Source organism: Streptomyces sp. NPDC057617, from assembly GCF_042800555.1.
In the GTDB taxonomy this organism is placed as follows: Bacteria; Actinomycetota; Actinomycetes; order Streptomycetales; family Streptomycetaceae; genus Streptomyces.
Map to the genome: position 1 here is coordinate 520,942 of NZ_JBHVGV010000003.1, position 23,823 is coordinate 544,764.

General features: G+C 69.5%; 21 protein-coding genes and 1 tRNA gene. 13 read left to right on the forward strand and 9 right to left on the reverse strand.

The genetic code is table 11. The features are described from left to right. The first annotated feature begins 70 nt into the window (after positions 1-70). The 6 genes from ACFU9P_RS11190 (at position 71) to ACFU9P_RS11215 (ending at position 4,474) form a co-directional block, all read left to right on the forward strand. Positions 71-799 (forward strand): vWA domain-containing protein, encoded by a 729-nt coding sequence (locus tag ACFU9P_RS11190; RefSeq protein ID WP_384078731.1) that lies wholly within the window; start codon positions 71-73, stop codon positions 797-799. 121 nt (positions 800-920) lie between these two features. Next, a complete protein-coding gene (locus tag ACFU9P_RS11195) occupies positions 921-1,400 on the forward strand; it encodes a pyridoxamine 5'-phosphate oxidase family protein (RefSeq protein WP_376375124.1) in 480 nt (159 codons plus the stop codon). A 165-nt stretch (positions 1,401-1,565) separates the two neighbouring features. Then, a complete protein-coding gene (locus tag ACFU9P_RS11200; RefSeq protein ID WP_015607926.1) occupies positions 1,566-1,769 on the forward strand; it encodes a cold-shock protein in 204 nt (67 codons plus the stop codon). Positions 1,770-1,860: 91 nt separating this feature from the next. Next, positions 1,861-3,408: a DEAD/DEAH box helicase gene (locus tag ACFU9P_RS11205; protein WP_384078733.1), complete on the forward strand. Its 1,548-nt coding sequence runs from the start codon at positions 1,861-1,863 to the stop codon at positions 3,406-3,408. 259 nt (positions 3,409-3,667) lie between these two features. Beyond that, positions 3,668-4,057, forward strand: a complete 390-nt coding sequence (locus ACFU9P_RS11210; RefSeq protein WP_384078735.1) for a ribonuclease domain-containing protein — start codon at positions 3,668-3,670, stop codon at positions 4,055-4,057. Between the two features lie 30 nt (positions 4,058-4,087). Continuing rightward, complete coding sequence (locus tag ACFU9P_RS11215; RefSeq protein WP_376375133.1) at positions 4,088-4,474, forward strand: barstar family protein; 387 nt, start codon at positions 4,088-4,090, stop codon at positions 4,472-4,474. Between the two features lie 41 nt (positions 4,475-4,515). Here the strand turns inward: ACFU9P_RS11215 and ACFU9P_RS11220 are convergent, their stop codons facing one another. Together ACFU9P_RS11220 and ACFU9P_RS11225 are read right to left on the reverse strand one after the other, a co-directional pair. Then, positions 4,516-6,015, reverse strand: coding sequence for an ankyrin repeat domain-containing protein (locus ACFU9P_RS11220; RefSeq protein WP_384078737.1), 1,500 nt, complete (start codon positions 6,013-6,015; stop codon positions 4,516-4,518). 41 nt (positions 6,016-6,056) lie between these two features. Next, positions 6,057-7,124, reverse strand: coding sequence for a hypothetical protein (locus ACFU9P_RS11225; protein WP_384078739.1), 1,068 nt, complete (start codon positions 7,122-7,124; stop codon positions 6,057-6,059). Positions 7,125-7,469: 345 nt separating this feature from the next. Between ACFU9P_RS11225 and ACFU9P_RS11230 the strand changes: the two genes are divergently transcribed. The 4 genes from ACFU9P_RS11230 (at position 7,470) to ACFU9P_RS11245 (ending at position 13,136) form a co-directional block, all read left to right on the forward strand. Next, the gene (locus ACFU9P_RS11230) at positions 7,470-8,279 is read left to right on the forward strand and encodes a serine protease (protein ID WP_376375142.1); all 810 of its coding nucleotides are present in this window, start codon (positions 7,470-7,472) and stop codon (positions 8,277-8,279) included. A gap of 162 nt (positions 8,280-8,441) precedes the next feature. After that, positions 8,442-8,828 (forward strand): chorismate mutase, encoded by a 387-nt coding sequence (locus ACFU9P_RS11235; RefSeq protein ID WP_384078741.1) that lies wholly within the window; start codon positions 8,442-8,444, stop codon positions 8,826-8,828. 120 nt (positions 8,829-8,948) lie between these two features. Further along, positions 8,949-11,468 (forward strand): aminopeptidase N, encoded by a 2,520-nt coding sequence (gene pepN / locus ACFU9P_RS11240; RefSeq protein WP_384078743.1) that lies wholly within the window; start codon positions 8,949-8,951, stop codon positions 11,466-11,468. 258 nt (positions 11,469-11,726) lie between these two features. Further along, positions 11,727-13,136 carry a lysine N(6)-hydroxylase/L-ornithine N(5)-oxygenase family protein gene (locus tag ACFU9P_RS11245; protein WP_384078745.1) on the forward strand — a complete coding sequence of 470 codons (1,410 nt, stop codon included), beginning with the start codon at positions 11,727-11,729 and terminating at the stop codon, positions 13,134-13,136. A gap of 75 nt (positions 13,137-13,211) precedes the next feature. On the opposite strand, the gene ACFU9P_RS11250 is transcribed toward ACFU9P_RS11245, so the two are convergent. Next, positions 13,212-15,005, reverse strand: coding sequence for a bifunctional metallophosphatase/5'-nucleotidase (locus ACFU9P_RS11250; RefSeq protein ID WP_384078747.1), 1,794 nt, complete (start codon positions 15,003-15,005; stop codon positions 13,212-13,214). A 216-nt stretch (positions 15,006-15,221) separates the two neighbouring features. Here ACFU9P_RS11250 and ACFU9P_RS11255 point away from each other — a divergent pair, with 216 nt between their 5' ends. Together ACFU9P_RS11255 and pyk are read left to right on the forward strand one after the other, a co-directional pair. Next, entirely contained in the window at positions 15,222-15,986 is a 765-nt protein-coding gene (locus tag ACFU9P_RS11255) for an SIMPL domain-containing protein (RefSeq protein WP_384078749.1), read from the forward strand. Positions 15,987-16,149: 163 nt separating this feature from the next. Then, positions 16,150-17,583 (forward strand): pyruvate kinase, encoded by a 1,434-nt coding sequence (gene pyk / locus ACFU9P_RS11260; RefSeq protein ID WP_384078751.1) that lies wholly within the window; start codon positions 16,150-16,152, stop codon positions 17,581-17,583. 11 nt (positions 17,584-17,594) lie between these two features. On the opposite strand, the gene ACFU9P_RS11265 is transcribed toward pyk, so the two are convergent. Both ACFU9P_RS11265 and ACFU9P_RS11270 read right to left on the reverse strand, forming a co-directional pair. Next, positions 17,595-18,365, reverse strand: a complete 771-nt coding sequence (locus ACFU9P_RS11265) for a transcriptional regulator (RefSeq protein ID WP_384078753.1) — start codon at positions 18,363-18,365, stop codon at positions 17,595-17,597. A gap of 107 nt (positions 18,366-18,472) precedes the next feature. Next, positions 18,473-18,547: transfer RNA gene (locus tag ACFU9P_RS11270), tRNA-Leu, on the reverse strand. A gap of 98 nt (positions 18,548-18,645) precedes the next feature. Here ACFU9P_RS11270 and ACFU9P_RS11275 point away from each other — a divergent pair. Continuing rightward, positions 18,646-19,329 carry an ANTAR domain-containing response regulator gene (locus tag ACFU9P_RS11275; RefSeq protein WP_376375166.1) on the forward strand — a complete coding sequence of 228 codons (684 nt, stop codon included), beginning with the start codon at positions 18,646-18,648 and terminating at the stop codon, positions 19,327-19,329. Positions 19,330-19,417: 88 nt separating this feature from the next. On the opposite strand, the gene ACFU9P_RS11280 is transcribed toward ACFU9P_RS11275, so the two are convergent. The 4 genes from ACFU9P_RS11280 to ACFU9P_RS11295 are packed head-to-tail and all read right to left on the reverse strand — an operon-like array spanning position 19,418 to position 23,758. Beyond that, positions 19,418-20,134 carry an ABC transporter ATP-binding protein gene (locus ACFU9P_RS11280; protein ID WP_376375169.1) on the reverse strand — a complete coding sequence of 239 codons (717 nt, stop codon included), beginning with the start codon at positions 20,132-20,134 and terminating at the stop codon, positions 19,418-19,420. Further along, a complete protein-coding gene (locus ACFU9P_RS11285; protein WP_384078967.1) occupies positions 20,131-21,027 on the reverse strand; it encodes an ABC transporter ATP-binding protein in 897 nt (298 codons plus the stop codon). Before ACFU9P_RS11285 ends, ACFU9P_RS11280 begins: the two co-directional genes overlap by 4 nt. 5 nt (positions 21,028-21,032) lie before the next feature. Continuing rightward, entirely contained in the window at positions 21,033-22,823 is a 1,791-nt protein-coding gene (locus ACFU9P_RS11290) for a branched-chain amino acid ABC transporter permease (RefSeq protein ID WP_384078756.1), read from the reverse strand. Positions 22,824-22,828: 5 nt separating this feature from the next. Then, positions 22,829-23,758 carry a branched-chain amino acid ABC transporter permease gene (locus ACFU9P_RS11295; RefSeq protein ID WP_217309142.1) on the reverse strand — a complete coding sequence of 310 codons (930 nt, stop codon included), beginning with the start codon at positions 23,756-23,758 and terminating at the stop codon, positions 22,829-22,831. Positions 23,759-23,823: the final 65 nt, after the last annotated feature.

A 23,823-nucleotide genomic window follows, 5' to 3' on the forward strand; every position in this document is an offset into this window, starting at 1 on the left:
GTGTCCCTCGCCTGTCCGCTCGGTCGCGTACCCTCAACAGGTCCGCGCACCGAGACACAGGGGGAGCCTCGTGGGACCCGGACCCGCCATCAGCCTGCGCAAGGTCGAGGAGACCGCACCGGCGCTCGTCGGTCTGTACAAGAGTGCGGCCGTCTCGCTGGAGAAGAACGGGCTCAACGGCCAGCGGGCGGCCGTGTATCTGGTTCTCGACCACTCGGGCTCGATGAAGGACTACTACCGGGACGGCAGTGTTCAGGCCCTCGCCGACCGGGTCCTCGGCCTCTGTGCCCATCTCGACGACGACGGCACCGTCCCGCTCGTCCTCTTCTCCACCGGCATCGACGCCGAGACGGACATCTCACTGGCCAACCATCACGGCCGTATCGACACGATCGTCGCCGGGCTCGGGCACATGGGCAGGACCAGCTATCACATCGCGATGGACGCGGTGATCGACCACTATCTGGACAGCGCGTCCACCGCGCCCGCGCTGGTGGTCTTCCAGACCGACGGCGGTCCGACCAGCAAACCCGCGGCGGAGCGGTATCTGTGCAAGGCCGCGCGGCTGCCGCTGTTCTGGCAGTTCATCGGATTCGGTGACCCGGGCAGCAGACAGTTCGACTTCCTCCGCAAGCTCGACGAACTCCCCGTACCGGCGAAACGGCCCGTCGACAACGCCGGGTTCTTCCACGCGGGCGAGGACCCGCGCAAGGTCGGGGACGCGGAGCTGTACGACCAGCTCGTCGGCGAGTTCCCGCACTGGCTGCGCCGGGCGCGCGAGCTGGGCATCGTGGGTTGAGGCCTTCGTACGCCCGCGGCGACGGCTCGTACACCCGCGAGGGCACCCCCGTACCGAATCCGCGGTGAATCCCAGGTTATTCCTGACAGAAGATGTCGGGTATCGGCGGTTGGCTGGGGGCATGACATTCACCTGGCCGGATTTCCGGTCCGCGGAGCCGGACTTCGCCGAGACCGTGCAGCGCCGATTCGAGACGTATCCCCACCATGTGCTCGCCACCCTCCGCAAGGACGGCTCCCCGCGGCTGTCGGGGCTCGAAGCCACCTTCCGTTTGGGGGAGTTGTGGCTCGGCATGATGCCGAATTCCCGTAAGGCGCTCGATCTGCTGCGCGATCCGCGCTTCGCGCTGCACGCGAATCCGGGCGCCGACAACACCCTGTCCGACGGCGATGTACGGATCGGCGGCCGGGCCGTGGAGGTCACCGACGCGGACACGCGCGGGCGGTTCACCGACGAGGTCCGGCCGCCGGAGCCGTTCCAGCTCTTCCGGGTGGAGCCCACCGAGGTGGTACGGACGTGGATCGAGGACGACGCGGTGACCGTACGGGTCTGGCACCCCGGCCGCCCGCTGCGCACCCTGCGCCACGGCGTGCTAGGCTGACCGCGTTGCAGTTTTGGTACCCATGAACTTTATGTGCGCCTGACGGGAAATGTTCGTCAGGCGCATTATTGTTTTCGCCGGCTTTCTCCGGATGGGGCTCAACGCGGCGACGAGGAATTCGCGCAGTGCGAATTTCCGGCTCTGCACCTGTTTTAGGAGAATGACATGGCCACAGGCACCGTGAAGTGGTTCAACTCGGAAAAGGGCTTCGGCTTCATCGAGCAGGACGGCGGCGGCGCCGACGTCTTCGCCCACTACTCCAACATCGCCACCCAGGGGTTCCGTGAGCTCCAGGAGGGCCAGAAGGTCTCGTTCGACGTCACGCAGGGCCAGAAGGGCCCGCAGGCGGAGAACATCGTCCCGGCCTAATTTCCGGACGCGTACCTCGCAGCCGGGGCCCGCACCACGCAGGTGCGGGCCCCGGCTCGCGCTGTCCTCAGGCCCAGGAAGGCATTTCCGCATGACTCGATCCGAGCGGTACGACCGTGCCGCCCGCCCCGCCGGCAAGCGCCCGGTGAACTCCCGCGCCAAGGGACCCGCGAAAGGCCCGGCCAAGGCACCCGCCCGGCGCGCCGCCGCCCGTCCGCAGGAATTCACTCTGCCGGAAACCATCACCCCCGCGCTGCCCGCCGTCGAGGCGTTCGACGAGCTGGACATGCCCGCGGGCCTGCTCAAGACCCTCACCGCACAGGGGGTGACGCAGCCGTTCCCCATCCAGGGCGCGACCCTGCCGAACTCCCTCGCGGGACGCGACATCCTCGGCCGGGGCCGCACCGGCTCCGGCAAGACCCTCGCCTTCGGCCTGGCGCTGCTCGCCCGTACGGCGGGCCGGCGCGCCGAGCCGCGCGCGCCCCTGGCGCTGGTGCTGGTGCCCACGCGCGAGCTGGCGCAGCAGGTGACCGACGCGCTCACCCCGTACGCCACCGCCGTCAACCTCAAGCTGACCACGGTCGTCGGCGGGCTCTCCATCACCAAGCAGGCGGGCGCGCTGCGGCGCGGCGCCGAGGTGCTGGTGGCTACGCCGGGCCGGCTCAAGGACCTCATCGAGCGCGGCGACTGCCGGCTCGACCGGGTCGCGGTCACCGTGCTCGACGAAGCCGACCAGATGGCCGACATGGGCTTCATGCCGCAGGTCACGGCGCTGCTCAAGCAGGTCGAGCCGGGCGGGCAGCGGATGCTGTTCTCGGCGACCCTGGACCGCAATATCGACCGGCTCGTACGGCAGTATCTGACCGACCCGGTGGTCCACTCCGTCGACCCGTCGCAGGGCGCGGTCACCACGATGGAACACCATGTGCTGTACGTCCTCGACGAGACGGACAAGAAGGAGATCACCACCCGGATCGCCGCGCGCGACGGGCGGGTGCTGCTCTTCCTCGACACCAAACGGTCCGTGGACCGGCTGGTCAAGCGGCTGCTGGCGAGCGGGGTACGGGCCTCGGGGCTGCACGGCGGGCGTTCCCAGCCGCAGCGCAACCGGACGCTCGAACAGTTCAAGACCGGCCTGGTCACCTGTCTGGTCGCGACCAATGTCGCGGCGCGCGGCATCCATGTGGACGATCTCGACCTGGTCGTGAACGTCGACCCGCCCGTCGACCACAAGGACTATCTCCACCGGGGCGGGCGCACCGCCAGGGCGGGGGAGTCCGGCAGTGTGGTGACGCTGGTGCTGCCCGAGCAGCGGCGCGAGATGACCCGGCTGATGTCGGACGCGGGGATCGTGCCGCGGTCGGCGCGGATCACCTCCAAGGACGAGGAACTGGTACGGCTGACGGGTGCGCGGGAGCCCTCCGGGGTGGCCGTCACCATCGATGTGCCGCAGCCCGTCGTCCAGGCGAAGCAGCGGACCCGGAGCTCGCGCCCGGCGCGCTCCGGCGCGGGCGGCGGTGGCGCGGCGCGTCTCGGCGGAGCCGGCGGTACGGGTGCGGGTACGGGCCGTGGTGGCCGGGGCCGGCGCGGCGGCCGTCCGGACCGGGGCGCCGACGGAGGCCGGCGCACGGCCGCCTGAGCGGAACCGTCTTCACGCCGGGGGCCCGGCGGCGTCCGAACGCGCCGCCGGGCCCCGGGCGTTCGTCCGGCTGCCGGCCCCGGGCCCCGGCGTTCCGCCCGGCCCCGGTCCTGGCCGAAACCCCGCGCATACGGTGCGGCCGGCGGGTCGGACGGCCGGTGTACGGGGTGCTACCGGCCCGGATCGACCGGTTAACTTCCCGGAAATTCCCCGCTGTTGGGATTGACGTGTACAGGTCTACGCGCGTCATCATGAAGCCATGCGAATTCCCCCACGTATCGCCGCCCTCGGTGGCGCCGCCGCTCTCGCGGCCACGGTCCTCGTCGGCGGAGTCACCGCCACCGCCACCGCCGCCCCCTCGGCCGTCGGCAGCATCTGCTACTCCCGGCTGCCCTCCCAGGCCCACACCACCCTCCGTCTCATCGACGCCGGCGGGCCCTTCCCGTACCGGCAGGACGGCGGCGTCTTCCAGAACCGGGAAGGCATCCTGCCGAGCCAGTCGAACGGCTACTACCACGAGTACACCGTTGTCACGCCCGGCTCGTCCGACCGCGGCGCGCGTCGGATCGTGACCGGTCAGCGGAACAACGAGGACTACTACACCTCCAACCACTACGCGTCGTTCTCGCTGGTCAACTACGGCTGCTGAGACCGCTGACCGGAAGGTAACCTCCGTTCCATGACGGTGACGTATGTGATCGACGGGGCGGAGGTCACCGACCTCGATCGCTTCTGGCAGGTGATCGGGGCGGCCGTGAACGGGCCCGGTGGCTACTTCGGGCGTAATCTCGACGCGCTCGCGGACTGTCTGCACGGGGGGTACGGCACGCCCGACGACGGTGACTTCGTCATCGAGTGGCGCCGGCACGACCTCTCGCGCAGCGCGCTCGGTCAGGAGGAGACGGCGCGTACGCTCCAGCGGCGGCTGGAGCGGGCGCACCCGGACAACAGGGCCGCCATCCAGGCGGAGTTGGACGACGTTCTGGCCGGGCGCGGCCCCACCGTCTTCGACGAGCTGGTGCAGCTCATCGAGGAAGAGGCGCCCGGAGTACTGAGACTCGACTAGCAAGCCCCCGTACTTGTACGGCGTGCAACAGGGCCCGGGGTTCAGCGGCGGCGCGGCAGTGTCCGTTCCAGGCGCCGCCGCTCCGGGCCCTTCCGTACGTAACGGACCGCGTCCGCCGCTGTCGCGCGGGCGTACCCGTCCGGCGGTTCGTCCGCGAGGATCCGGGCCAGCGCGTCGATCGCGCGCGGATCCTGACGTACCGCCAGGCCCCTGGCCGCCCCCGCGGCCGTCTCGGCGTCCGGATCGTTCAGCCGCGCCGCCAGCGCCTCACGGATCTCGCGGGTGTCCGCGTCCACCTCAGCCAGGGCCGGCACCGCCCGGTCCCTGACCGACGCGTCCGCGTCCCGGCTCAACAGGATCAGCGCCCACACCCCGTCGCGGTGATCGCCCGGTACGAGCCCGGTCAGGGCCAGCGCGGCCCGCCGCCGCACCCCCGTGTCCGGATGGCCGGTGTGCCGCAGGATCTCCGGCAGCGCCGCCGGATCGGCGTGCTGGCCGAGACCCACCACCACCGCGCGCACCAGCTCCGGCTCCACCGCCTGCCGGGACAGCTCGCGCAGCAGCGGCACCGCGCGGTCCGCGAACGGACTCAGCCCGTCCACCGCGCCCAGCCGCGCCAGCACCTCCGCGCCGAACGCCTGCCGCAGCGGCTCGTCGCTCCCGCACCAGGCCGCGGCCGCCTCGAAGGTCTCCTCGTCGCCGCGCCGCCACAGCGCCGACACCGACTCGATCCAGTCGTCCCGCGCGGGATCGCCGCAGCTCAGCGCCCGCTCCGCCAGCTCCTCGAACGGGGTCGCGAGTCCCAGTTCCGCTTCGAGCAGCGTCGCCACGGCCGCGTGCCCGGTCCGCTGCTCCTGACCTGCCAACGGCACCCCGTCCCGCAGCAGTTCGACGACGACGGTCTCCGAGCCGTCCTCCTCGATCCGGCGCACCACCGTCTCGTACCCCTCGCCGTAGGCGCGCGCCAGACCGTCCCGCAGCTCCCGCTCCACATCGAGCCCCATCCAGCGGCGGGCCTCGGCGAGCGCCGGCTCGTGCGCGCCCGCGCCGTACCGCAGCAGCACCCGTACGGTCGGCGGGGAGCCGTGGCGGGCGGCCAGCAGCAGGGGCGGCTCCCCGCCGGGGCCCGGCAGATCGGGGTCGGCGCCGTACTCAAGCAGCGCCTCCACCGTGTCCGCGAACCCCTGGCGCACCGCCCACACGACCGCCGTCAGATCGAACTCCTCGCGGCTGTCCGGCAGCGCGCCGGCCGCGAGCAGCGCCCGTACGACCTCGGTGTGCCCGCCGCAGGCCGCTCCGCACAGCGGCAGGTCCCAGCCCTCCGGACCGCTCGCCCGGTTCGGATCGGCGCCCGCCGCGAGCAGCAGCCGTACCGCGCCGGGACGGTCGCTGACCGCGGCGCGGTAGAGGGCCGTCTCGCCGTCCTCGCCGGTGGCCTCGGCGGGCACGCCCGCCCTCAGGAGCCGTACGACGGTGTCGTCCGCACCGCCCCCCACCGCCTCGAACAGGTCCGCGATGCCCGCTGTCGGCTCTTTCGTCATGCTTCGACTCTACGTTCCCCGGGCGGGCGTTCCACGGTCGGTCACGTGTCGCAGTCCAGCACCGTCCGGCACAGTCCGCAGCGCGCCCGCACCCGGCCGCGGACCGGGACCCGGATGCGCTGGAGGCAGGTGGGGCAGGGGAACGAGACGCGCAGCCCGTCCGGCTGCCGTTCGAAGCTGTACGGCGAGAGGTCGCCCGGCGGGTCGGAGGGCGTGCCGCCGGGGCGGGCGCCGCCCGGGTGCGTACGGCGGGGACGGTCACCGCTGGGGTGACCGCCGCCGGGATGACTGGCCCCGGGGTGGCCGGCGGAGTGCCCGCCGGGGTGGCCGCTTGCGTGGCTGCTCGGGGCGCTGCTCGCGTTGCTGCTCGGGGCGTCGCTTTCTGAGTGTTCGAGCGCGTAACGGCGGTCCTTGGCGTACCGGTGCCGTCCCGACCAGCCGGCCGTGGTCAGCGGCGGCTGCTGCTCGTCGCGCAGCGCCTGCGCCCGGCCCTTCGTATACGACGTGTAGCCCTGCGGGCTGGTGAACCAGACCCGGGGGTCCTCGTCGAAGACCATCGCCCTTTTGGCGAGGACATAACCGAACTCCTCCGGCGTCAGATAGCCGAGCTTCTGGCTGGAGTCACGGTCCTCGCGGTAGGCGTCGAGCAGCAGCCAGCCCGCGCCCAGATACGTCGTGGCCGTGTCGGTGAGGATCTCGTTGTCGTGGGTGCCGGGGAAGCTCAGCCCGAGCCGGTGCAGCAGGACATGGGTGATCTCGTGGGCGAGGGCGGCGCCGATGTCACGGCGGTGGGTGCGGAAGCGGTTGTTCAGCTCGATGAAGTACTCGGGGCCCGCCGCCAGCTCGACACTGGCCGCCTGGTCCATCTCGCGGAAGCTCACGATCATGCGCGCGTCGGGCAGCCGGAGCTGCTGGACCAGGGCGTGCGCGACCCGCTGGGTGCCGAGATGGAGATCGTCCAGATCGGAGAAGGCGACATCGGCCGGGGCGACGCTGGGGGCGAAGGCGCGGATGCCCTCCGGTGTGAGCCGCCGGTAGAGCGCGGTGATCGCGGCCCGCGCCGTATCGAGATGCGGATAGCCGTGCACGACCTCGCCGCCGTTCGTCACGTCCGTACCCCCCTCCCCCCGCGAGGACGGTCCACCCCGCCGGTCTCCTCAACGCCGACGCCGTCACCCTCGTCAACCCCGCCGACCGGAATCCACTCTACGGGGCGGTGCGGACGATCCCCTGTCCGATCAGCGGACACCGACTGGCACATGCCGCGTCGGTGTGGCCGAAAACAGGTTCTTGTGGCGTGGCTGAACCGCCTCCCATAATCCGGATCACGCTTTCTTGTCGGGCCCATGTCAGGGCGACGCAACGCGCGTCGACCCGGACCCGGCGGGTCGGCTGACCCCACGTACGGCCACCGAGCACCACCCCCACATCCAGCCCCCCACGAAAGGCAGGCCATGAGTCTTCTGAGCGTCCTCAAGAGAACCGCCGCCGCCGGCACCGTCATCCTCGCCGCCTTCAGCCTCAGCCCGTCCGGCGCGTCCGCCGCGCCCGCGCCGGTCGCCAAGACCAAGGCCGTCGCGCCCGTCGCGCCGCCCGTCGTCGGTGGCACGCGTGCCGCGCAGGGCGAATTCCCCTTCATGGTCCGGCTCTCGATGGGCTGTGGTGGCGCGCTCTACTCGCCCACCGTCGTCCTCACCGCCGCGCACTGTGTGAGCGGATCCGGCAACAACACCAGCATCACCGCCACCGCCGGTGTCGTCGACCTCAACAGCACCAGTGCCATCAAGGTCCGGTCCACCAAGGTCTACCAGGCCCCCGGCTACAACGGTTACGGCAAGGACTGGGCGCTGATCAAGCTCGCGCAGCCCATCAACCTGCCGACGCTGAAGATCGCCACCACCACGCAGTACAACACCGGCACCTTCACCGTCGCCGGCTGGGGTGCGGCCACCGAGGGCGGCGCCCAGCAGCGCTACCTCCTCAAGGCGACCGTCCCGTTCGTCTCCGACGCGAGCTGCAACGCCTCGTACGGCGGCGACATCATAGCCGCGGAAGAGATCTGCGCCGGCTACGCGCAGGGCGGCACCGACACCTGCCAGGGCGACTCGGGCGGCCCGATGTTCCGCCGGGACAGCGCCAACGCCTGGATCCAGGTCGGCATCGTGAGCTGGGGCAACGGCTGCGCCCGGCCCAACTACCCCGGTGTCTACACCGAGGTCTCGACCTTCGCCTCCGCCATCGCCTCGGCCGCGTCGACTCTCTGACGTGAACCGGTAGGGCAGCGGCAGTATCAAAGCGCCAAGGAGGGGCGGGTGCCGGGCGTACGGGCCCGGCGCCCGCTCCTCCGCCCCGGCACCGGGCACCGCCGGTCCCGCATCCTGATCACGGACCTGCCGTCACGCCCGTCGCGTCTAAGCTGCCGGACCATGACCACGAGCGACCCCGGCACCGGGTCCACCGAATCCACCGAAGAGACGGTCGTCGCGGAGTCCGTACGGGCCGAGCTGAACCGTTTGCGCGAGAGCATCGACAACATCGACGCCGCCGTCGTCCATATGCTCGCCGAACGCTTCAAGTGCACCCAACAGGTTGGCCATCTCAAGGCCGAACACCGGCTCCCGCCCGCCGATCCGGCCCGGGAGGCCAGCCAGATCGCCCGGCTCCGCCAACTCGCCGAGAGCGCCCGGCTCGACCCGGCCTTCGCGGAGAAACTCCTCACCTTCATCATCGCTGAGGTCATCCGCCACCACGAGACGATCGCGGGCGAGACTCGCGACGGGCACGGCTCCGGCGCCCGCGCCGACGGGACGTAACAGCGCCACGACGCCCCGTAACCCCGCGGGCACCGCGGCCCCGGAACGGCCCGCCGCGTGCGCTCAGAGCGGACAGAACCCTACTGTGCGGCCCGTACCCCATCGGGCAGCATGGCCCCCATGTCCGTACTGACGCGCGACGAAGCGCAGCTCCGAGCCCAGTTCCTCGATGTCCACCGGTACACGATCGCGCTCGATCTGACCACCGGCGAGGACACCTTCGACTCCCGTACCGTCATCCGCTTCACCGCACGGGCCGCCGGAGACACCTTCGTCGAAGTCAAGCCCGCCGCGCTGCGCTCGGTCACCCTCGACGGACGGACACTCGACCCGGCGGGGCTCGACGGCAACCGGCTCGCGCTCACCGGACTCGACGCGGGGGAGCACGAGCTGCGCATCGAGGCGGACATGCGCTACTCCCGCACCGGCGAGGGCATGCACCGCTTCACCGACCCCACCGACGGCGAGACCTACGTCTACACCCAGCTCTTCATGGAGGACGTCCAGCGCGTCTTCGCCGCCTTCGACCAGCCGGACCTGAAGGCCGTGTTCGAGCTGACGGTCACCGCGCCCGAGGACTGGACGGTACTGGGCAACGGCATCGCGGAGCCGGCGGACGGGACGGACGGGCAGGAGCGCTCCGGTGCGCGCCGCTGGACCATCGCCCCCACCCCGCCCATCTCCACCTACCTCGTCGCGGTCGCCGCGGGCCCCTGGCACTCCGTACGCACCGAACACGCCGGACTGCCCTTCGGCCTGCACTGCCGGCGCTCCCTCGCCCCCCATCTCGACGCCGACGCCGACGAGATCCTGGACATCACGCGCGCCTGCTACGACCGCTACCACGAGAAGTTCAAGGAGCCGTACCCCTTCGACTCCTACGACCAGGCGTTCGTCCCCGAGTTCAACGCCGGCGCCATGGAGAACCCCGGCCTCATCACCTTCCGCGACGAATTCATCTACCGCTCCGCCGTCACCGACACCGAGCGGCAGACCCGCGCCATGGTCATCGCCCACGAGATGGCCCACATGTGGTTCGGCGACCTCGTCACCCTCACCTGGTGGGACGACATCTGGCTCAACGAGTCCTTCGCCGAGTACATGGGCTACCAGACCCTCACCGAAGCCACCCGCTTCACCGACACCTGGGTCGACTTCGCGATCGGCCGCAAGCCCTGGGGGTACGAGGCCGACCAGCGCCCCTCCACCCACCCCGTCGCCCCCGACCCGGCCGCCGTCCCCGACACCGCGTCCGCGCTCCTCAACTTCGACGGCATCTCCTACGCCAAGGGCGCCTCCGCGCTGCGCCAACTCGTCGCCTGGCTCGGCGAGAAGGACTTCCTCGCGGGCATCAACATCCACTTCGCCCGGCACAAGTTCGCCAACGCCACCCTCGCCGACTTCATCGACTCCCTCGCCCAGGCCACCGACCGCGATGTGCACGCCTGGGCCGCCCAGTGGCTCCGTACCACCGGCGTCGACACCCTCACCCCGGTCATCGGCGGCAGCGAGACCGGCTGGACCCTCGACGTCGTACGGGACGGCAGCCGCCCGCACCGTATCGCCGTCGGAACGTACGACGCCGATGCCGCCGACCCGGACCGGCTCGTCGCCCGCGACCTCATCGAACTCGACCTGCCGCTCACCGGAGAACCGCCCGTCAGGCCCGGCCGCCGCCCCGCCCTCGTCCTCCTCAACGACGGCGACCTCACCTACGCCAAGGTCCGCCTCGACGCCGCGTCCTGGAAGACCGCCCTGCGCTCGCTCTCCGGCCTCCCCGACCCGCTCACCCGCGCCGTCATCTGGAACGCCGCCCGCGACATGGTCCGCGACGGCGAACTCGCCCCCGCCGCCTACCTGGACGCCGCCCGCGCGCACCTCCCGTACGAGACGGACCTCGCCCTCGTCCAGGGCGTCCTCGCCTTCGCCGCCGGCCAGATCACCGACCGCTATCTGTCCCCCGCCGACCGCCCCGCGGGACTCGCCGCGCTCACCGAGATCTGCCGCGACCTGATGCGCCGCACCGAGGACGGCAGCCACCCCGGGCTGCGTCTGACCGCCGTACGCCACCGCATCGACGCCGCCGGCCAGCCCGACACCCTCCAGGACTGGCTCGGCTCCGGCAGCGTGCCCGGCGGGCCCGAACTCGACCCCGAACTGCGCTGGCGCATCCTCACCCGCCTCGCCGTCCTCGGCGCGATCGGCAACACCACCATCGACGCCGAACTCGACCGCGACCCCAGCGCCACCGGCCAGGAAGGCGCCGCCCACTGCCGCGCCGCCCTCCCCGACCCGGCCGCCAAGGCCGACGCCTGGGCCCGGCTCTTCGGCTCCGACGACCTCTCCAACTATCTGTTCACCGCGACCGCAAAGGGCTTCTGGCAGCCCGAACAGGCGGAACTCGTCGAGGAGTACATCGCCCGCTTCTACCCCGACGCCACCGCCCTCGCCGACCGCCGCGGCCCCGTCATCGCCGAAGCCGCGGGCCGCTACGCCTTCCCCGCCCACGCCGTCGACGAGGAATCGCTCCGCCTCGGCCAGAACCACCTGGCCACCGCGCCCATGATCCCGGCCCTCCACCGCCGCCTCACCGACCAGCTCGACGACCTCCGGCGCGCCCTGAAGGTCCGCCAGGCCTGAACCGTGCCCCGTGCCTTCGGGGGCTGAGCCGCGTCCGAGAGGGTACGAGCCGCCGCCTGAGCCGCGCCGCCCCGGGATCCGTCCGTACAGCCCGTACTACATGTACCGGTCGTACGAGCGGATCCCGGGGCGGGGCGTTTTCAGCCGTCCTCGCCGGGCGGCGATACCCACGGGCGCGTCGGGTCGTTGTGCCGGGTGGACACCGCCACCGGACCCCGGGCGACCCGGGGTCCCACTCGTGGAAGGCAGCAGCCGCCGATGACCGCGCAGCCCAACGACCTCGACCACCCCCACGATCTCGTGGGCATCGGCATCGGGCCGTTCAACCTCTCCCTCGCCGCGCTCGCCGACGGCGTCCACGGCGGGCTCGACACCGTCTTCTACGACCAGAGCCGCGACTTCCGCTGGCACCCGGGCCTGCTCATCGAGGACGCCACCCTCCAAGTGCCGTTCCTCGCCGACCTCGTGACCCTCGCCGACCCCGCCAGCCGCTGGAGCTTCCTCAACTACCTGAAGACCCGAGACCGGCTCTACCCCTTCTACTTCGCCGAGCGCTTCCACATCCAGCGCGCCGAATACGACGCCTACTGCCGGTGGGTCAGCGGACAGCTCCCCGGACTCCACTTCGGCCACCAGGTCGACGCCGTCCGCTGGAACCCCGAACGCGCCCTGTTCGAAGTCGACTTCACCCAGCTCGACCGGGACGGCGAAGTCGAGGCCCTCGGCCGCGCCCACACCCGCCACCTCGCCCTCGGCATCGGCACCGAGCCGTACATCCCCGAGCCGCTCAAACCCCTCGTCGAAGCGCCCGTGGCCCCGGTCATCCACTCCGCCGACTACCTCGCCCACCGCGACCGGCTGCTCGCCGCCGAGCACATCACCGTCATCGGATCCGGGCAGTCCGGCGCGGAGATCTTCCTCGACCTGCTGCGCGCACGCCCCACCGGCCGCGAGAAGATCCACTGGCTGTCCCGCACCGAAGCCCTCGCGCCCATGGAGTACTCCAAACTCGGCCTGGAGCACTTCACCCCCGACTACACCCGCTACTTCCACGCCCTGCCCGAGCGGGTACGGGACGACCTCCTGCCCCGGCAGTGGCAGCTCCACAAAGGCATCGACGCCGGCACCCTCGCCGCCATCCACGACGAGCTGTACCGGCGCACCCTGCACGGCGGCTGGCCCGACGCCGTCCTCAGCCCCGGAATCCGTGTCCGTACGGCAGGACGCGTCGCCACCACCAAAGTCGAACTCCACCTGGAACACACCCAGCAGGCCACCAGGACCCGGCTCATCACCGACGCCGTCGTCCTCGCCACCGGCTACCGCGAACGCCCGCTCGGCCAGCTCCTCGCCGGGCTCGACCCGTATCTGCGCAGCGACGACAGCGGACGCCCCCGTATCGACGAGCACCACCGCATCGCGCTCGCCCCCGCCGTCACCGGCTCCGTCTACGTACAGAACGCCGAACGGCACACCCATGGCGTCGGCGCGCCCGACCTCGGGCTGGCAGCCTGGCGCAGCGCCACCATCCTCAACCACCTCACCGGCACCGAGCCCTACCCGCTGCCCCGGCGCACCGCCTTCACCAGCTTCGGACTTGAGGGGCTGGACCGGACCCGCCGGGCCTACACACCGACGGATCTGGTCCCGCTCACCGAAGCCCGCTGACGCGCTCGGCCGCGCAGGCCACGCGGCCCGCGCAGGCCACGCGAGGCCCGCGCAGGTCCGTGCGGCCCGTACAGGTCAGAAGACCGGCACGCCGTCCCGCGTCAGCTTCCAGTCCACCGAAGCGAACTGCGCCGGGTCGATCGTGCCCGCCGCCTTCACCCACGTGATGATCGTGTTACGGACCTCGTCCGAGTTCGACCACAGCTGCTTCGACGCCGCGACATGCGGGAAGTTGCCGCCACCGCTCGCCCGGTAGTTGTTCACCGCGAACACGAACTGCGCCGCCGGGTCCAGCGCCTTTCCCTGGAACTGAAGGTTCACGATCCGCGAGCCCGCCGGCTTCGCGATGTCGATCTCATACGTCACACCCGACACCACGTCATAGTTGTAGTCCGGGGTGCCCTGCGCATTGGTGAGCCTCGACTTGTCCACCGGCGCGCCCGCCGGCGTCTGCACGTAGTACCTCGCCGAGAACTCCAGGTAATCCCTGATCTGCGCACCCGTCAGCAGGCGAGCCTCCATGGTGTTCTCGTACACGTACAGGCCCGCCGCGTCCTTGATGGTCACCTGGCCCGCCGGGATCACCGCCGAACGCGAGAAGCACGACGCCTGCGACAGCACCGGCAGCGCCGCCCACTCGGTGCCCGCCAGAGCCGCCTTCACCGTCTCCGTCTGGACATGGTTGATCAGATCGATGATCGGCTCGTCCTGCCACGGTGCGTCGACCGTGGTGATCGTCGCCGTCGACGTACCGATGACTTGATTGACGTACTGAACGACCTTGCGGTGCTCATCGATGAGCAGGTCGGCGATCTTCGGGTCCTCCTCCACGGCATTGGAGTTCAGAATCTTCGCGGAGACCCTCTCGACCTTCCAGGAACCCCGCTCCTCCACCAGCTCGAAGTCGAACGTCGTCAGCCGCATACCCCAGCGGGACGGCTCCGACAGCACAACCTCCTTGCCGGTCTCCTTGTTGACCACCCGGCGCTCCGCGATCTCCGAGTGCGCGTGGCCGACCAGAATCGCGTCGATTCCCGGCACCTGCTCGGCCACCAGCGTCGCCGCGTTCTCCACATACGGGAGCTGGTCGCCGTACGAGGACGTACCGCTCGTACCCGAGTGCGCCGACACGATGACCACATCCGCGCCCATGGACCGCAGCTTCGGCACCCACTTCGCCGCCTGCTCCTCAAGGCCCGGGAACGTCATCTGTCCCTGGACATTCGACTTGTCCCAGATCGCGATACCCGGGTTCGTCAGACCGAGGATCGCCACCCGCACATCCTGGGCGTGCGTCACACGCATCTTCTTGATCACATACGGAGGGAAGGCCGGCTGGAGCGTCTTCGCGTCCAGCGCGTTCGCACCCAGCAGCGGGAAGTCGCACTGCTTCTCGAACTTCCGCAGCACCGGAATGCCGTAGTTGAACTCGTGGTTGCCCAGCGCCGCCGCGTCGTACTCCATCGCGTTCATGGCCTGCGCCATCGGGTGCACCGGACCGCGCTTGGCGGTGATCGGGTCGACCTTCGCGTAGTAGTACGAGAGCTGGGTGCCCTGAATGGTGTCACCCGCGTCGATCAGCAGGGTGTTCCGACGGCCCTTCGCCTCACGGATCTGGTTGACCAGCGTGGAGATCTTCGCGAGACCGATGTCGTTGTGGGCGGAGTCGTCGTACTCCTTGTCCGTGAAGTAGTCCCAGTTGAAGACGTTACCGTGCAGGTCCGTCGTCCCCATCACGGTGAACGAATACCGCTCCGGATCCCGGTCGCGGCTGTCGGCCGCGGCCGGCACAGTCGCCCCTCCCGCCAGGGCAACACCCGCACCGGCGGCAGCCGTGCTGCCCAGGAACGTCCTACGGTTCAGCGGCATTTCGTTCTCTTCTCCCTCGACCCGGCTCTGTCCGGCTGTATCCGGTGTATCCGGAAAACAACGCGCGTAGATTCTGGCCCGGAAGCCCCGTACCGCAACACCCCCGCAAGGTTTCGATCAGATGACTGCCGACTGTCGTACGCGGGTGCGAGAGTGGGCGGTACGCCGCGCACCGCGGCCCCTTCGTACACCGCCGCATGAAGGAGTGAGCTGTAGATGAGCGCCGAGCCCACCGACACCCCGGGGACCGGGCCCGCTCCAGGGGCCGCCGCCGCGGGGGCCACCGCACCGCCCTACGGCACCCCCGAGATCCCGCGGGTCGCCGTCCGCGGCGAGGCACGGCTCGAAGTCGACCCCGAAATCGCCAGAATCGTCGTCACCATCGGCGCCCGCGGCACCGACCGGCGCACCGCGCTCGAAGACCTCACCCGGCGCAACGGCGAAGCCCTCACCCTCATCAAGTCCTACGGCCCCGCCGTCGAGAAACTCGAAACCGGCACCTTCTCCATCAGCCCCGAACTCACCAAACGCGGCCGGGGCGAACGCGTCCGCGCCTACCACGGCCGGGTCCAACTCACCGCCGAACTCACCGACTTCACCGCCCTCGGGGAACTCGCCACCCGCCTCGCCGACCTCGACCTCACCCAGGTCAACGGACCCTGGTGGGCCCTGCGCCCCGACTCCCCGGCCCACGGCGACGCCCGCCGCAAGGCCGTACGGGAAGCGGTCCAGCGCGCCCGCGAATACGCCGAAGCCCTCGGCGCCCGGCTCTCCGCCCTTGTCGAGCTGGCCGACCAGGGCGCCGAGACCCCCGTCGCGTACGGCATGCCGCCCGGCGCCGGCGCCCTGCGCAGCCGCGCCTTCGGATCCGCCGAATCGGCCGACACGGCCCCCGCGCTCGATCTCGAACCACAGCGCCAGACCGTCTACGCGCAAGTCAACGCGCGCTTCACCATGACCCCGCCCGATCTCACCACCTGAATCCGACAGCCCACGGCCCACAGCCCACAACTCACAGCCGGAAATGCTCATCGGAGCGGCCCTCCGCACAATTCAACACTTGTCAACAAGCCTTCATCCAAAGGTTGTTGAGTAGTCACGCGCGACCAATTCGCTACCGGCGGGTAAGCCCTAGTCTCGATATATGCGCCGAGCGAAGATTGTCTGCACCCTGGGACCTGCCACCGACTCATACGACCAGATCAAAGCGCTGGTAGAGGCCGGAATGGACATCGCGCGCCTCAACCTCAGCCATGGCACCTACGCCGATCACGAGGAGCGCTACCAGCGCGTACGGAAAGCCGCCGACGAAACCGGCCACAGCGTCGGAATCCTCGCGGACCTTCAAGGCCCGAAGATCCGCCTCGGCCGCTTCCGCGAAGGACCCGTACTCCTTGAACGCGGCGACGAATTCACCATTACCGTCGAACCCCTCGAAGGCGACCGCCACATCTGCGCCACCACCTACGAAGGACTCGCCGCCGATGTGACCACCGGCGAACGCATCCTCGTCGACGACGGCAAGGTCACCCTCGAAGTCACCTCCGTCGACGGCCCCCGCGTCCACACCCTCGTCGTCGAGGGAGGCATGGTCTCCGACCACAAAGGCCTCAACCTCCCCGGCGTCGCCGTCTCCGTCCCCGCACTCTCCGGCAAGGACATCGACGACCTCCGCTGGGCCCTACGCACCGGCGCCGACGTCATCGCGCTCTCCTTCGTACGCAGCGGAGCCGACATCGACGACGTCCACCGGGTCATGGACGAAGAAGGCCGCCGCGTCCCCGTCATCGCCAAAATCGAAAAACCACAGGCCGTCGGCAATATCGACGAAATCGTCGCCGCATTCGACGGAATCATGGTCGCCCGCGGCGACCTCGGCGTCGAAATGCCCCTCGAACACGTCCCCGTCGTGCAGAAGCGCGCCATCAAACTCGCCAAGCGCAATGCCAAACCCGTGATCGTCGCCACGCAGATGCTCGACTCGATGATCGACAACTCCCGGCCCACCCGCGCCGAAGCGTCCGACGTCGCCAACGCCGTCATCGACGGCACCGACGCCGTAATGCTTTCCGGCGAGACCAGCGTCGGAAAATACCCCGTCGAAACCGTCAGGACCATGAGCCGAATCGTCGAAGCCGCCGAGGAGGACATCCTCGCGAAAGGGCTCCCGCCGATCACGGAAAGCAGCAAACCCCGCACCCAGGGCGGCGCGGTCGCCCGCGCGGCAGCCGAAATCGGAGACTTCCTCGGCGCGAAATTCCTGGTCGCCTTCACCCAGTCCGGCGACACCGTCCGCCGCCTCTCCCGCTACCGCTCCCCGATCCCCCTCCTGGCCTTCACCCCCGACCCCGCCACCCGCGCCCAGCTCAACCTCACCTGGGGCGTCGAAGCCTTCCTCGGCCCGCACGTCGACTCCACGGACGCGATGGTCGCCCAGGTCGACGACCAACTCCTCCGCCTGGGCCGCTGCGCGAAGGGCGACACGGTAGTCATCACAGCCGGCTCCCCACCCGGAGTCCCAGGCTCGACCAACCTGGTCCGCGTCCACCACATCGGCGAGGACGACAGCCCGAAGTAGCCGGTACGGGGTCAGTACTTGGCCCCGATGTGCGCGTCCATCAGTGCGACGGATGCGCGCTGGGCGACGGAGATGTTCTTTGCGTTTGCCCGCCGCCACGCGACGCCGACGGCATCAAGGGTGTTCGTGTACAGCCGCAGGACGTCGGCGGACAGGTTGCTGAAGAAGTACCGCGGGTACTCGTACCGCTTCTTCTCGCCGGCGACGGTCCGGCTGGTCCAGTTGGTCACCCGACAGCCGTCGGAGTGGATGAGTCCGCGCAGCAGCTCCCAGGGGTGTGCGTGCACGATCCGCTGCTGCCAGGGTTCGAGGACGATGGGGCGATGGTGCTTCTTGCCCGGTCCGTACTGAGGGAACAGACACGGCCAGTGCCGTCCGTAGCCGGTCACCATGACGCACCCCTGTTTCTGGAGGACGTACACGCGGTCCTCCGGCCGGACGGCGGCGATGGCGGCCCGGCACATCTCGATGAGCCCCGGCCAGGCGTCGGCGCATGCGATACGCAGATAGTGGCCACCGGACCGGTGCGCACTGATGCACCCGTCGCCGAGGTAGAGGCCTAAGAGGTAGGTGTACGAAGCGGAGTCGGCCGGGGTGCCGGGCTCGGGCAGACACCGCGGGCACGGGCGGGCCTGGGCGGCCATTCGTGGCAGCGGCTCGACGCGGGACTGCCATGAACGGATCGCCGCGCGCGATATGCCGGTCTGCTTGCTCACGGCGTTGAGACTGCGCCCCTGGCCCACCAGGGCCAAAGCTCGCTGACGTGTCTGGATGTCGTACATGGGGCCGATCCTGGTCACTGGACCGGTGGCACGGCCTATAACGCTGAAAGATCGCCCGATTGGGTGGCCAACGCCCGTCCCCAAGCGGCCTTGGAATCGAAGGAAAGTGCCCCAGGTGGGATTCGAACCCACACTGTCCGCTGTTTGAGAGCGGCCTCTCTGACCAATTGGAGTACTGGGGCCTCAGAATGAAAGGAACGCGCGTCCCCCGCCGAAGCCCACTTTACCGCAGCTCGGTAGGCTCATGCTGAGCAGCATCCTGTCTGAACGAGGAGCCCCCGTGACCGCCCCCGAGTCGCCCCAGCCCGTCGATGATGACGACAAGTCGCACGTTCCGCCGCTGACGACGCGTGTCGTTATCGCTGAGGACGAGGCTCTGATCCGTCTTGATCTGAAAGAGATGCTGGAGGAAGAGGGGTACGCGGTCGTCGGTGAGGCCGGGGACGGGGAGCGGGCGGTGGAGCTGGCTCGGGAGCACCGGCCGGATCTGGTGATCCTGGATGTGAAGATGCCGGTGCTGGACGGGATCTCCGCGGCGGAGCGGATCGCGAAGGAGTCCATCGCGCCCGTGCTGATGCTGACCGCGTTCTCGCAGCGGGATCTGGTGGAGCGGGCGCGGGACGCCGGGGCGATGGCGTATCTGGTGAAGCCGTTCAGCAAGAGCGATGTGGTGCCGGCGATCGAGATGGCGGTGTCGCGGTTCACGGAGCTGCGGACGTTGGAGCGTGAGGTCGCGGATCTGACGCAGCGGCTGGAGACGCGGAAGCTGGTGGACCGGGCGAAGTCGATTCTGCAGACGCAGTACGGGCTGTCGGAGCCGGCGGCGTTCCGGTGGATTCAGAAGACGTCGATGGACCGGCGGCTGTCGATGCAGCAGGTGGCCGAGGCGGTCATCGAGGACGCGCGGGAGAAGAAGGCTTCCAAGGGTGAGGCGTCCAAGGGTGAGGCGTCGAAGGGGGAGTAGCCCCGACCCCGACCCCGTACGGACTTGCGTACGGAAGAGGCCCGCCCCGAACGCATCGGGGCGGGCCTCCTCGTACAGCCGTACAGGCTCAGTCCTCGCCCAGGTACGCCTTCCGCACCGATTCGTCGTGCAGCAGGTCCTGGCCGCTGCCGGACAGGACGATCTTGCCGACCTCCATCACATGGCCCTGGTCGGCGAGCGAGAGCGCCGCCTGCGCGTTCTGTTCGACGAGCAGGATGGTGGTGCCCTGCGACTTGAGTTCGCTGATCGTGGCCATGATCTTCTGCATCATGATCGGCGAGAGCCCCATGGAGGGCTCGTCCAGCATCAGCAGTTTGGGCCGTGACATCAGTGCGCGCCCCATGGCGAGCATTTGCTGTTCGCCGCCGGAGAGTGTGCCGGCTGCCTGCTTCCGCCGTTCCCCGAGGATGGGGAACAGGTCGTAGGAGCGCTGGATGTCCTGTGCGATTCCGTCGCTGTCCTTGCGGAGGAACGCCCCGAGCTGGAGGTTTTCCGCGATGGTGAGCCGCGGGAAGATCCGGCGCCCTTCGGGGGAGTGCGCGAGGCCGAGCGCGACGATCTTGTGTGCGCCGATTCCGCCGAGTGGCTTCCCGTCGAAGGTGATGCGGCCGCCGGCGGGCTTGAGGAGCCCGGAGAGGGTGCGCAGGGTGGTGGTTTTTCCTGCGCCGTTGGTGCCGATCAGGGTGACGATCTGGCCAGCTTCGACGCTGAAGGAGATGCCTTTGACGGCTTCGATCTTGCCGTAGGCGACCTTGAGGTCCTCGACTTCGAGGAGTGCGGTCACTGGTCTTCTCCTTCTGTGCCGGACGAGCCGCTCGTACCGGATGTGCTGTGTGCTTCCGCGTCCTCCACTTCGGCGACTTCGTCGGCGCCGGGGGCGCCTTCGTAGGGGGTGCCGAGGTAGGCGGCGACGACGCGTTCGTCTCCTTGGACGACTTCCGAGGTGCCTTCGACGAGTTTTTCGCCCTGGACGAGGACGGCGACGCGGTCGCACAGGTTGAAGATGAAGCGCATGTCGTGCTCGATGACGAGGACGGCGATGCCTTGGTCGCGGATGGCGAAGACGAGGTCCTGGGTGGTCCTGGTCTCCTGGGGGTTCATTCCCGCGGTGGGTTCGTCGAGGAGCAGCAGTCCGGGTTCGCTGGCGAGGGCGCGGGCGATTTCGAGCTTGCGCTGTTCTCCGTAGGGGAGGTTGCGCGCGAGGTGGTCGCGTTTGGCGGCGAGTCCGGTGAATTCGAGGAGTTCCATGGCGCGTTCCTCGGATTCGCGTTCGGCCTTTTTGAATCCGGGGCCGCGGAGGAGCGCGGACCAGAGGCCTTCTTTGGTGCGGGTGTGGCGGCCGACGAGAACGTTTTCCAGGACGGTCATGTTGGCGAAGAGCCTGATGTTCTGGAAGGTGCGGGCGATGCCGGCCTGGGTGACGAGATGGGATTTGTGCGGGAGGACGGCGCCCTTGTAGGAGACGGTGCCTTCGGTGGGGATGTAGAGGCCGGTGAGGCAGTTGAAGAAGGTGGTCTTGCCGGCGCCGTTGGGGCCGATGAGTCCGACGATTTCGCCGCTGTTGACGGTGAGTTCGACGTTGCGTACGGCGGTGAGTCCGCCGAATCGCATGGTGACTCCGGCGGCGTGGAGTACGGCTTCGGGGGTGGCCACGGTGGTGGCGGTGTCGTTGGTCATGGTGTTCACGCCCCCGCCTTGCTGAGGCCGATATCGCCCTTGGGGGTGTCGAGTTGGCCGGTTTCGTGGAATTCGAGCTGCTTCCTGCGGTCGGCGATGAGGCCTTCGGGGCGGAATCGCATGAGCAGGATGAGGGCGATTCCGAAGAGCAGGAGCTGGTAGTCGGACATGAACTGGAGTTTGGCCGGGATGAGGTAGAGGAGTGCGGCGCCGATGAGGGGTCCGCTGACGGTGCCCATGCCGCCGAGGATGACCGCGGCGAGCAGGAACGCGGAGTTGGGCGGTACGGCTTCGACGAATTTGTACTGGGCGGGTGTGACGGTGAAGGTCACGTGTGCCTGTACGGTGCCGGCCATTCCGGCGAGGGTGGCGCCGAGGGCGAAGGCGAGGAGCTTGAGCCGGAAGGCGTTGATGCCCATGGCGCGGGCGGCGGTCTCGTCTTCGCGGATGGCGACCCAGGCGCGGCCGATCCGGGACTGGTCGGAGCGGCGGAACACGGTCACGACGATGATCGTGAAGAGGAGCATCAGCAGGTAGTAGTTGGAGAACCTGCCGAGTTCGACGCCGAGGACCGTGTGGGGTTCTCCGAGGTTGAAGCCGAAGAGTTCGAGGTCCGGGATGTTGGGGATGCCGTTGGGCCCGTTGGTGATGTCGGGGCCGGAGGAGCCGTCCATGTTCTGCATGGCGATTCGGAAGATCTCACCGAATCCGAGGGTGACGATGGCGAGGTAGTCGCCGTGCAGTCGCAGGGTGGGGGCTCCGATGACGACGCCGAAGATGAGCGAGGCGGCGGCGCCGGCGAGCACGGCGGCCCAGAAGGGGAGCGTGATGCCGATGGTGGAGGACGGCGATCCGGACAGGAGTGCGGCGGTGTAGGCGCCGACGCCGAGGAACGCGACGTATCCGAGGTCGAGGAGGCCGGCGAGGCCGACGACGACGTTGAGGCCGAGTGCGACGGTCGCGAAGATCAGGATGTTCGCGCCGATGGTGGCGTAGGCGTCGTTGGACTGGGTGAACGGGAACGCGAAGGCGGCGACGAAGGCCGCGGTCACGGTGACGTTCTTGTGGGTGGCGGTGAGCGCGGAGAGGCGGCGGTTGAGGCCGGCCCGGGAGATCGCGGTGGCGCCGAAGCCGACGAGGAGCAGGAACCCGATGAAGAGTTCGGCGTATTCGGTGTCGATGCCGTAGGTGAAGACGAACAGTCCGAGGCCGAAGGAGACCGCGATGATCAGGATCTCGGCCCAGGAGGGCAGCGGGGCTGCCTTGTCCGGGGTGGGCGCTTTGAAGGACTGGACGAACCGTGCCCAGGGGGACGCGTTGCCGGTGTCGGCGGGCACGTCGCCGGGCAGCCCGAGGGCGCCGACGAGGGTGATGAGGGAGGTGACGAGCGCGACCCAGCCGCCGGGTTCGAGGTTGGCGAGTCCGCCGAGTTCGACCGCGATGGCGATGACGGTGTACCAGGTGACGGCGAAGGTGCCGAGGGCGAGGAGCAGCACGGGGCTGTTCTTGCCGCCGGGGGTGAGCCAGCCGAGTCCGCGCAGGCCGCGGCCGGCGAGGACGAAGAGAAGGGTGAGGAGCGCACCGGTGAGGGTGAGGAGCTGGAGGCCGCCGGGGTAGCCGGTGACGGTGAGGTCGCCGGGGAATTCGGCGGTCCAGGTCCAGGCGAGGAAGGTGCTCGCGAAGGTGAGGACGGCTCCGGCGGCAGCGGTGAGGCCGGCGGCGGCCGCGGGCAGGGGGAGCAGCCCGGGGGTCTTCCGGGGGGTGTCCGTGGTGGTCTGCTGGGTGGTGGTGGTCATGGGTATCACGCCCGATCCGCGACGCGCTGGCCGAGGAGGCCTTGGGGCCTCAGCAGCAGGACGAGAATGAGGAGGACGAAGGCCCATACGTCCTTCCAGGCGCCGCCGCCGAGCTGGGACATGCCCGGGATGTTCTCGATGTAGGCGGTGGCCATGGCTTCGGCGAGGCCGAGGACGAGGCCGCCGATCATCGCGCCGTAGATGTTGCCGATTCCGCCGAGTACGGCGGCGGTGAACGCCTTGAGGCCGGCGATGAAGCCCATCTTGAAGTTGACCTCGCCGTATTTGAGGCCGTGGGCGATGGCTGCGATGGCGGCGAAGGCGGCACCGATGGCGAAGGCCGTGACGATGATGCGGTCGGTGTTGATGCCCATGAGCTTCGCGGTGTCGGGGTCCTGCGAGGTGGCCTGCATGGCGCGCCCGGTGCGGGTCTTGGAGACGAAGAAGCCGAGGCCGATCATGCAGACGGGGGCGGCGATGAGCAGGAACAGGTCGCCGCGGCCGATGGCGAAGGCGCCGAGGTCGAGCCTGCCGCCCTCGAATTCGGGGAAGGGCCTGGACTTGGTGGCGTCCGGGTAGAAGGCCCAGATGGCCTGCTGGAGTGCGATGGAGAGGCCGATCGCGGTGATGAGGGGGGCGAGCCTGGGGGCGTTGCGCAGGGGCCGGTAGGCGAAGCGCTCGGCTCCCATGGCGACGAGCACGGAGCAGGCCATCGCCATGAGGATCATGAGGGGGAGGGCGAGGAGCAGGCTGGTGCCGTCCGGCAGCCACAGATATGCGGTCAGCGCGCCGAAGCCGCCGATCATGAATATCTCGCCGTGGGCGAAGTTGATGAGCTGGACAATGCCATAGACCATCGTGTAACCGATTGCGATGAGTCCGTACAGCGCGCCGAGTAGCAGGCCGTTGGCAAGTTGCTGCGGCAGATCGTTCACCGCGGGGCCTCCGAGTGGGGTGTGGTCAGATACGGCCGCGCGGGGGGGGGGGGGGGGGGCAGCGT

Bases quoted from the DNA above. Each gene is read 5' to 3' on its own strand.
- ACFU9P_RS11245 (WP_384078745.1), top strand. From the start codon at position 11,727: ATGACCGCGCAGCCCAACGACCTCGACCACCCCCACGATCTCGTGGGC.
- ACFU9P_RS11210 (WP_384078735.1), top strand. From the start codon at position 3,668: ATGCGAATTCCCCCACGTATCGCCGCCCTCGGTGGCGCCGCCGCTCTC.
- ACFU9P_RS11230 (WP_376375142.1), top strand. From the start codon at position 7,470: ATGAGTCTTCTGAGCGTCCTCAAGAGAACCGCCGCCGCCGGCACCGTC.
- ACFU9P_RS11285 (WP_384078967.1), bottom strand. From the start codon at position 21,027: ATGACCAACGACACCGCCACCACCGTGGCCACCCCCGAAGCCGTACTC.
- pepN (WP_384078743.1), top strand. From the start codon at position 8,949: ATGTCCGTACTGACGCGCGACGAAGCGCAGCTCCGAGCCCAGTTCCTC.
- ACFU9P_RS11220 (WP_384078737.1), bottom strand. From the start codon at position 6,015: ATGACGAAAGAGCCGACAGCGGGCATCGCGGACCTGTTCGAGGCGGTG.
- ACFU9P_RS11255 (WP_384078749.1), top strand. From the start codon at position 15,222: ATGAGCGCCGAGCCCACCGACACCCCGGGGACCGGGCCCGCTCCAGGG.
- ACFU9P_RS11205 (WP_384078733.1), top strand. From the start codon at position 1,861: ATGACTCGATCCGAGCGGTACGACCGTGCCGCCCGCCCCGCCGGCAAG.
- ACFU9P_RS11290 (WP_384078756.1), bottom strand. From the start codon at position 22,823: ATGACCACCACCACCCAGCAGACCACCACGGACACCCCCCGGAAGACC.
- ACFU9P_RS11235 (WP_384078741.1), top strand. From the start codon at position 8,442: ATGACCACGAGCGACCCCGGCACCGGGTCCACCGAATCCACCGAAGAG.
- ACFU9P_RS11265 (WP_384078753.1), bottom strand. From the start codon at position 18,365: ATGTACGACATCCAGACACGTCAGCGAGCTTTGGCCCTGGTGGGCCAG.
- pyk (WP_384078751.1), top strand. From the start codon at position 16,150: ATGCGCCGAGCGAAGATTGTCTGCACCCTGGGACCTGCCACCGACTCA.
- ACFU9P_RS11250 (WP_384078747.1), bottom strand. From the start codon at position 15,005: ATGCCGCTGAACCGTAGGACGTTCCTGGGCAGCACGGCTGCCGCCGGT.
- ACFU9P_RS11195 (WP_376375124.1), top strand. From the start codon at position 921: ATGACATTCACCTGGCCGGATTTCCGGTCCGCGGAGCCGGACTTCGCC.
- ACFU9P_RS11200 (WP_015607926.1), top strand. From the start codon at position 1,566: ATGGCCACAGGCACCGTGAAGTGGTTCAACTCGGAAAAGGGCTTCGGC.
- ACFU9P_RS11215 (WP_376375133.1), top strand. From the start codon at position 4,088: ATGACGGTGACGTATGTGATCGACGGGGCGGAGGTCACCGACCTCGAT.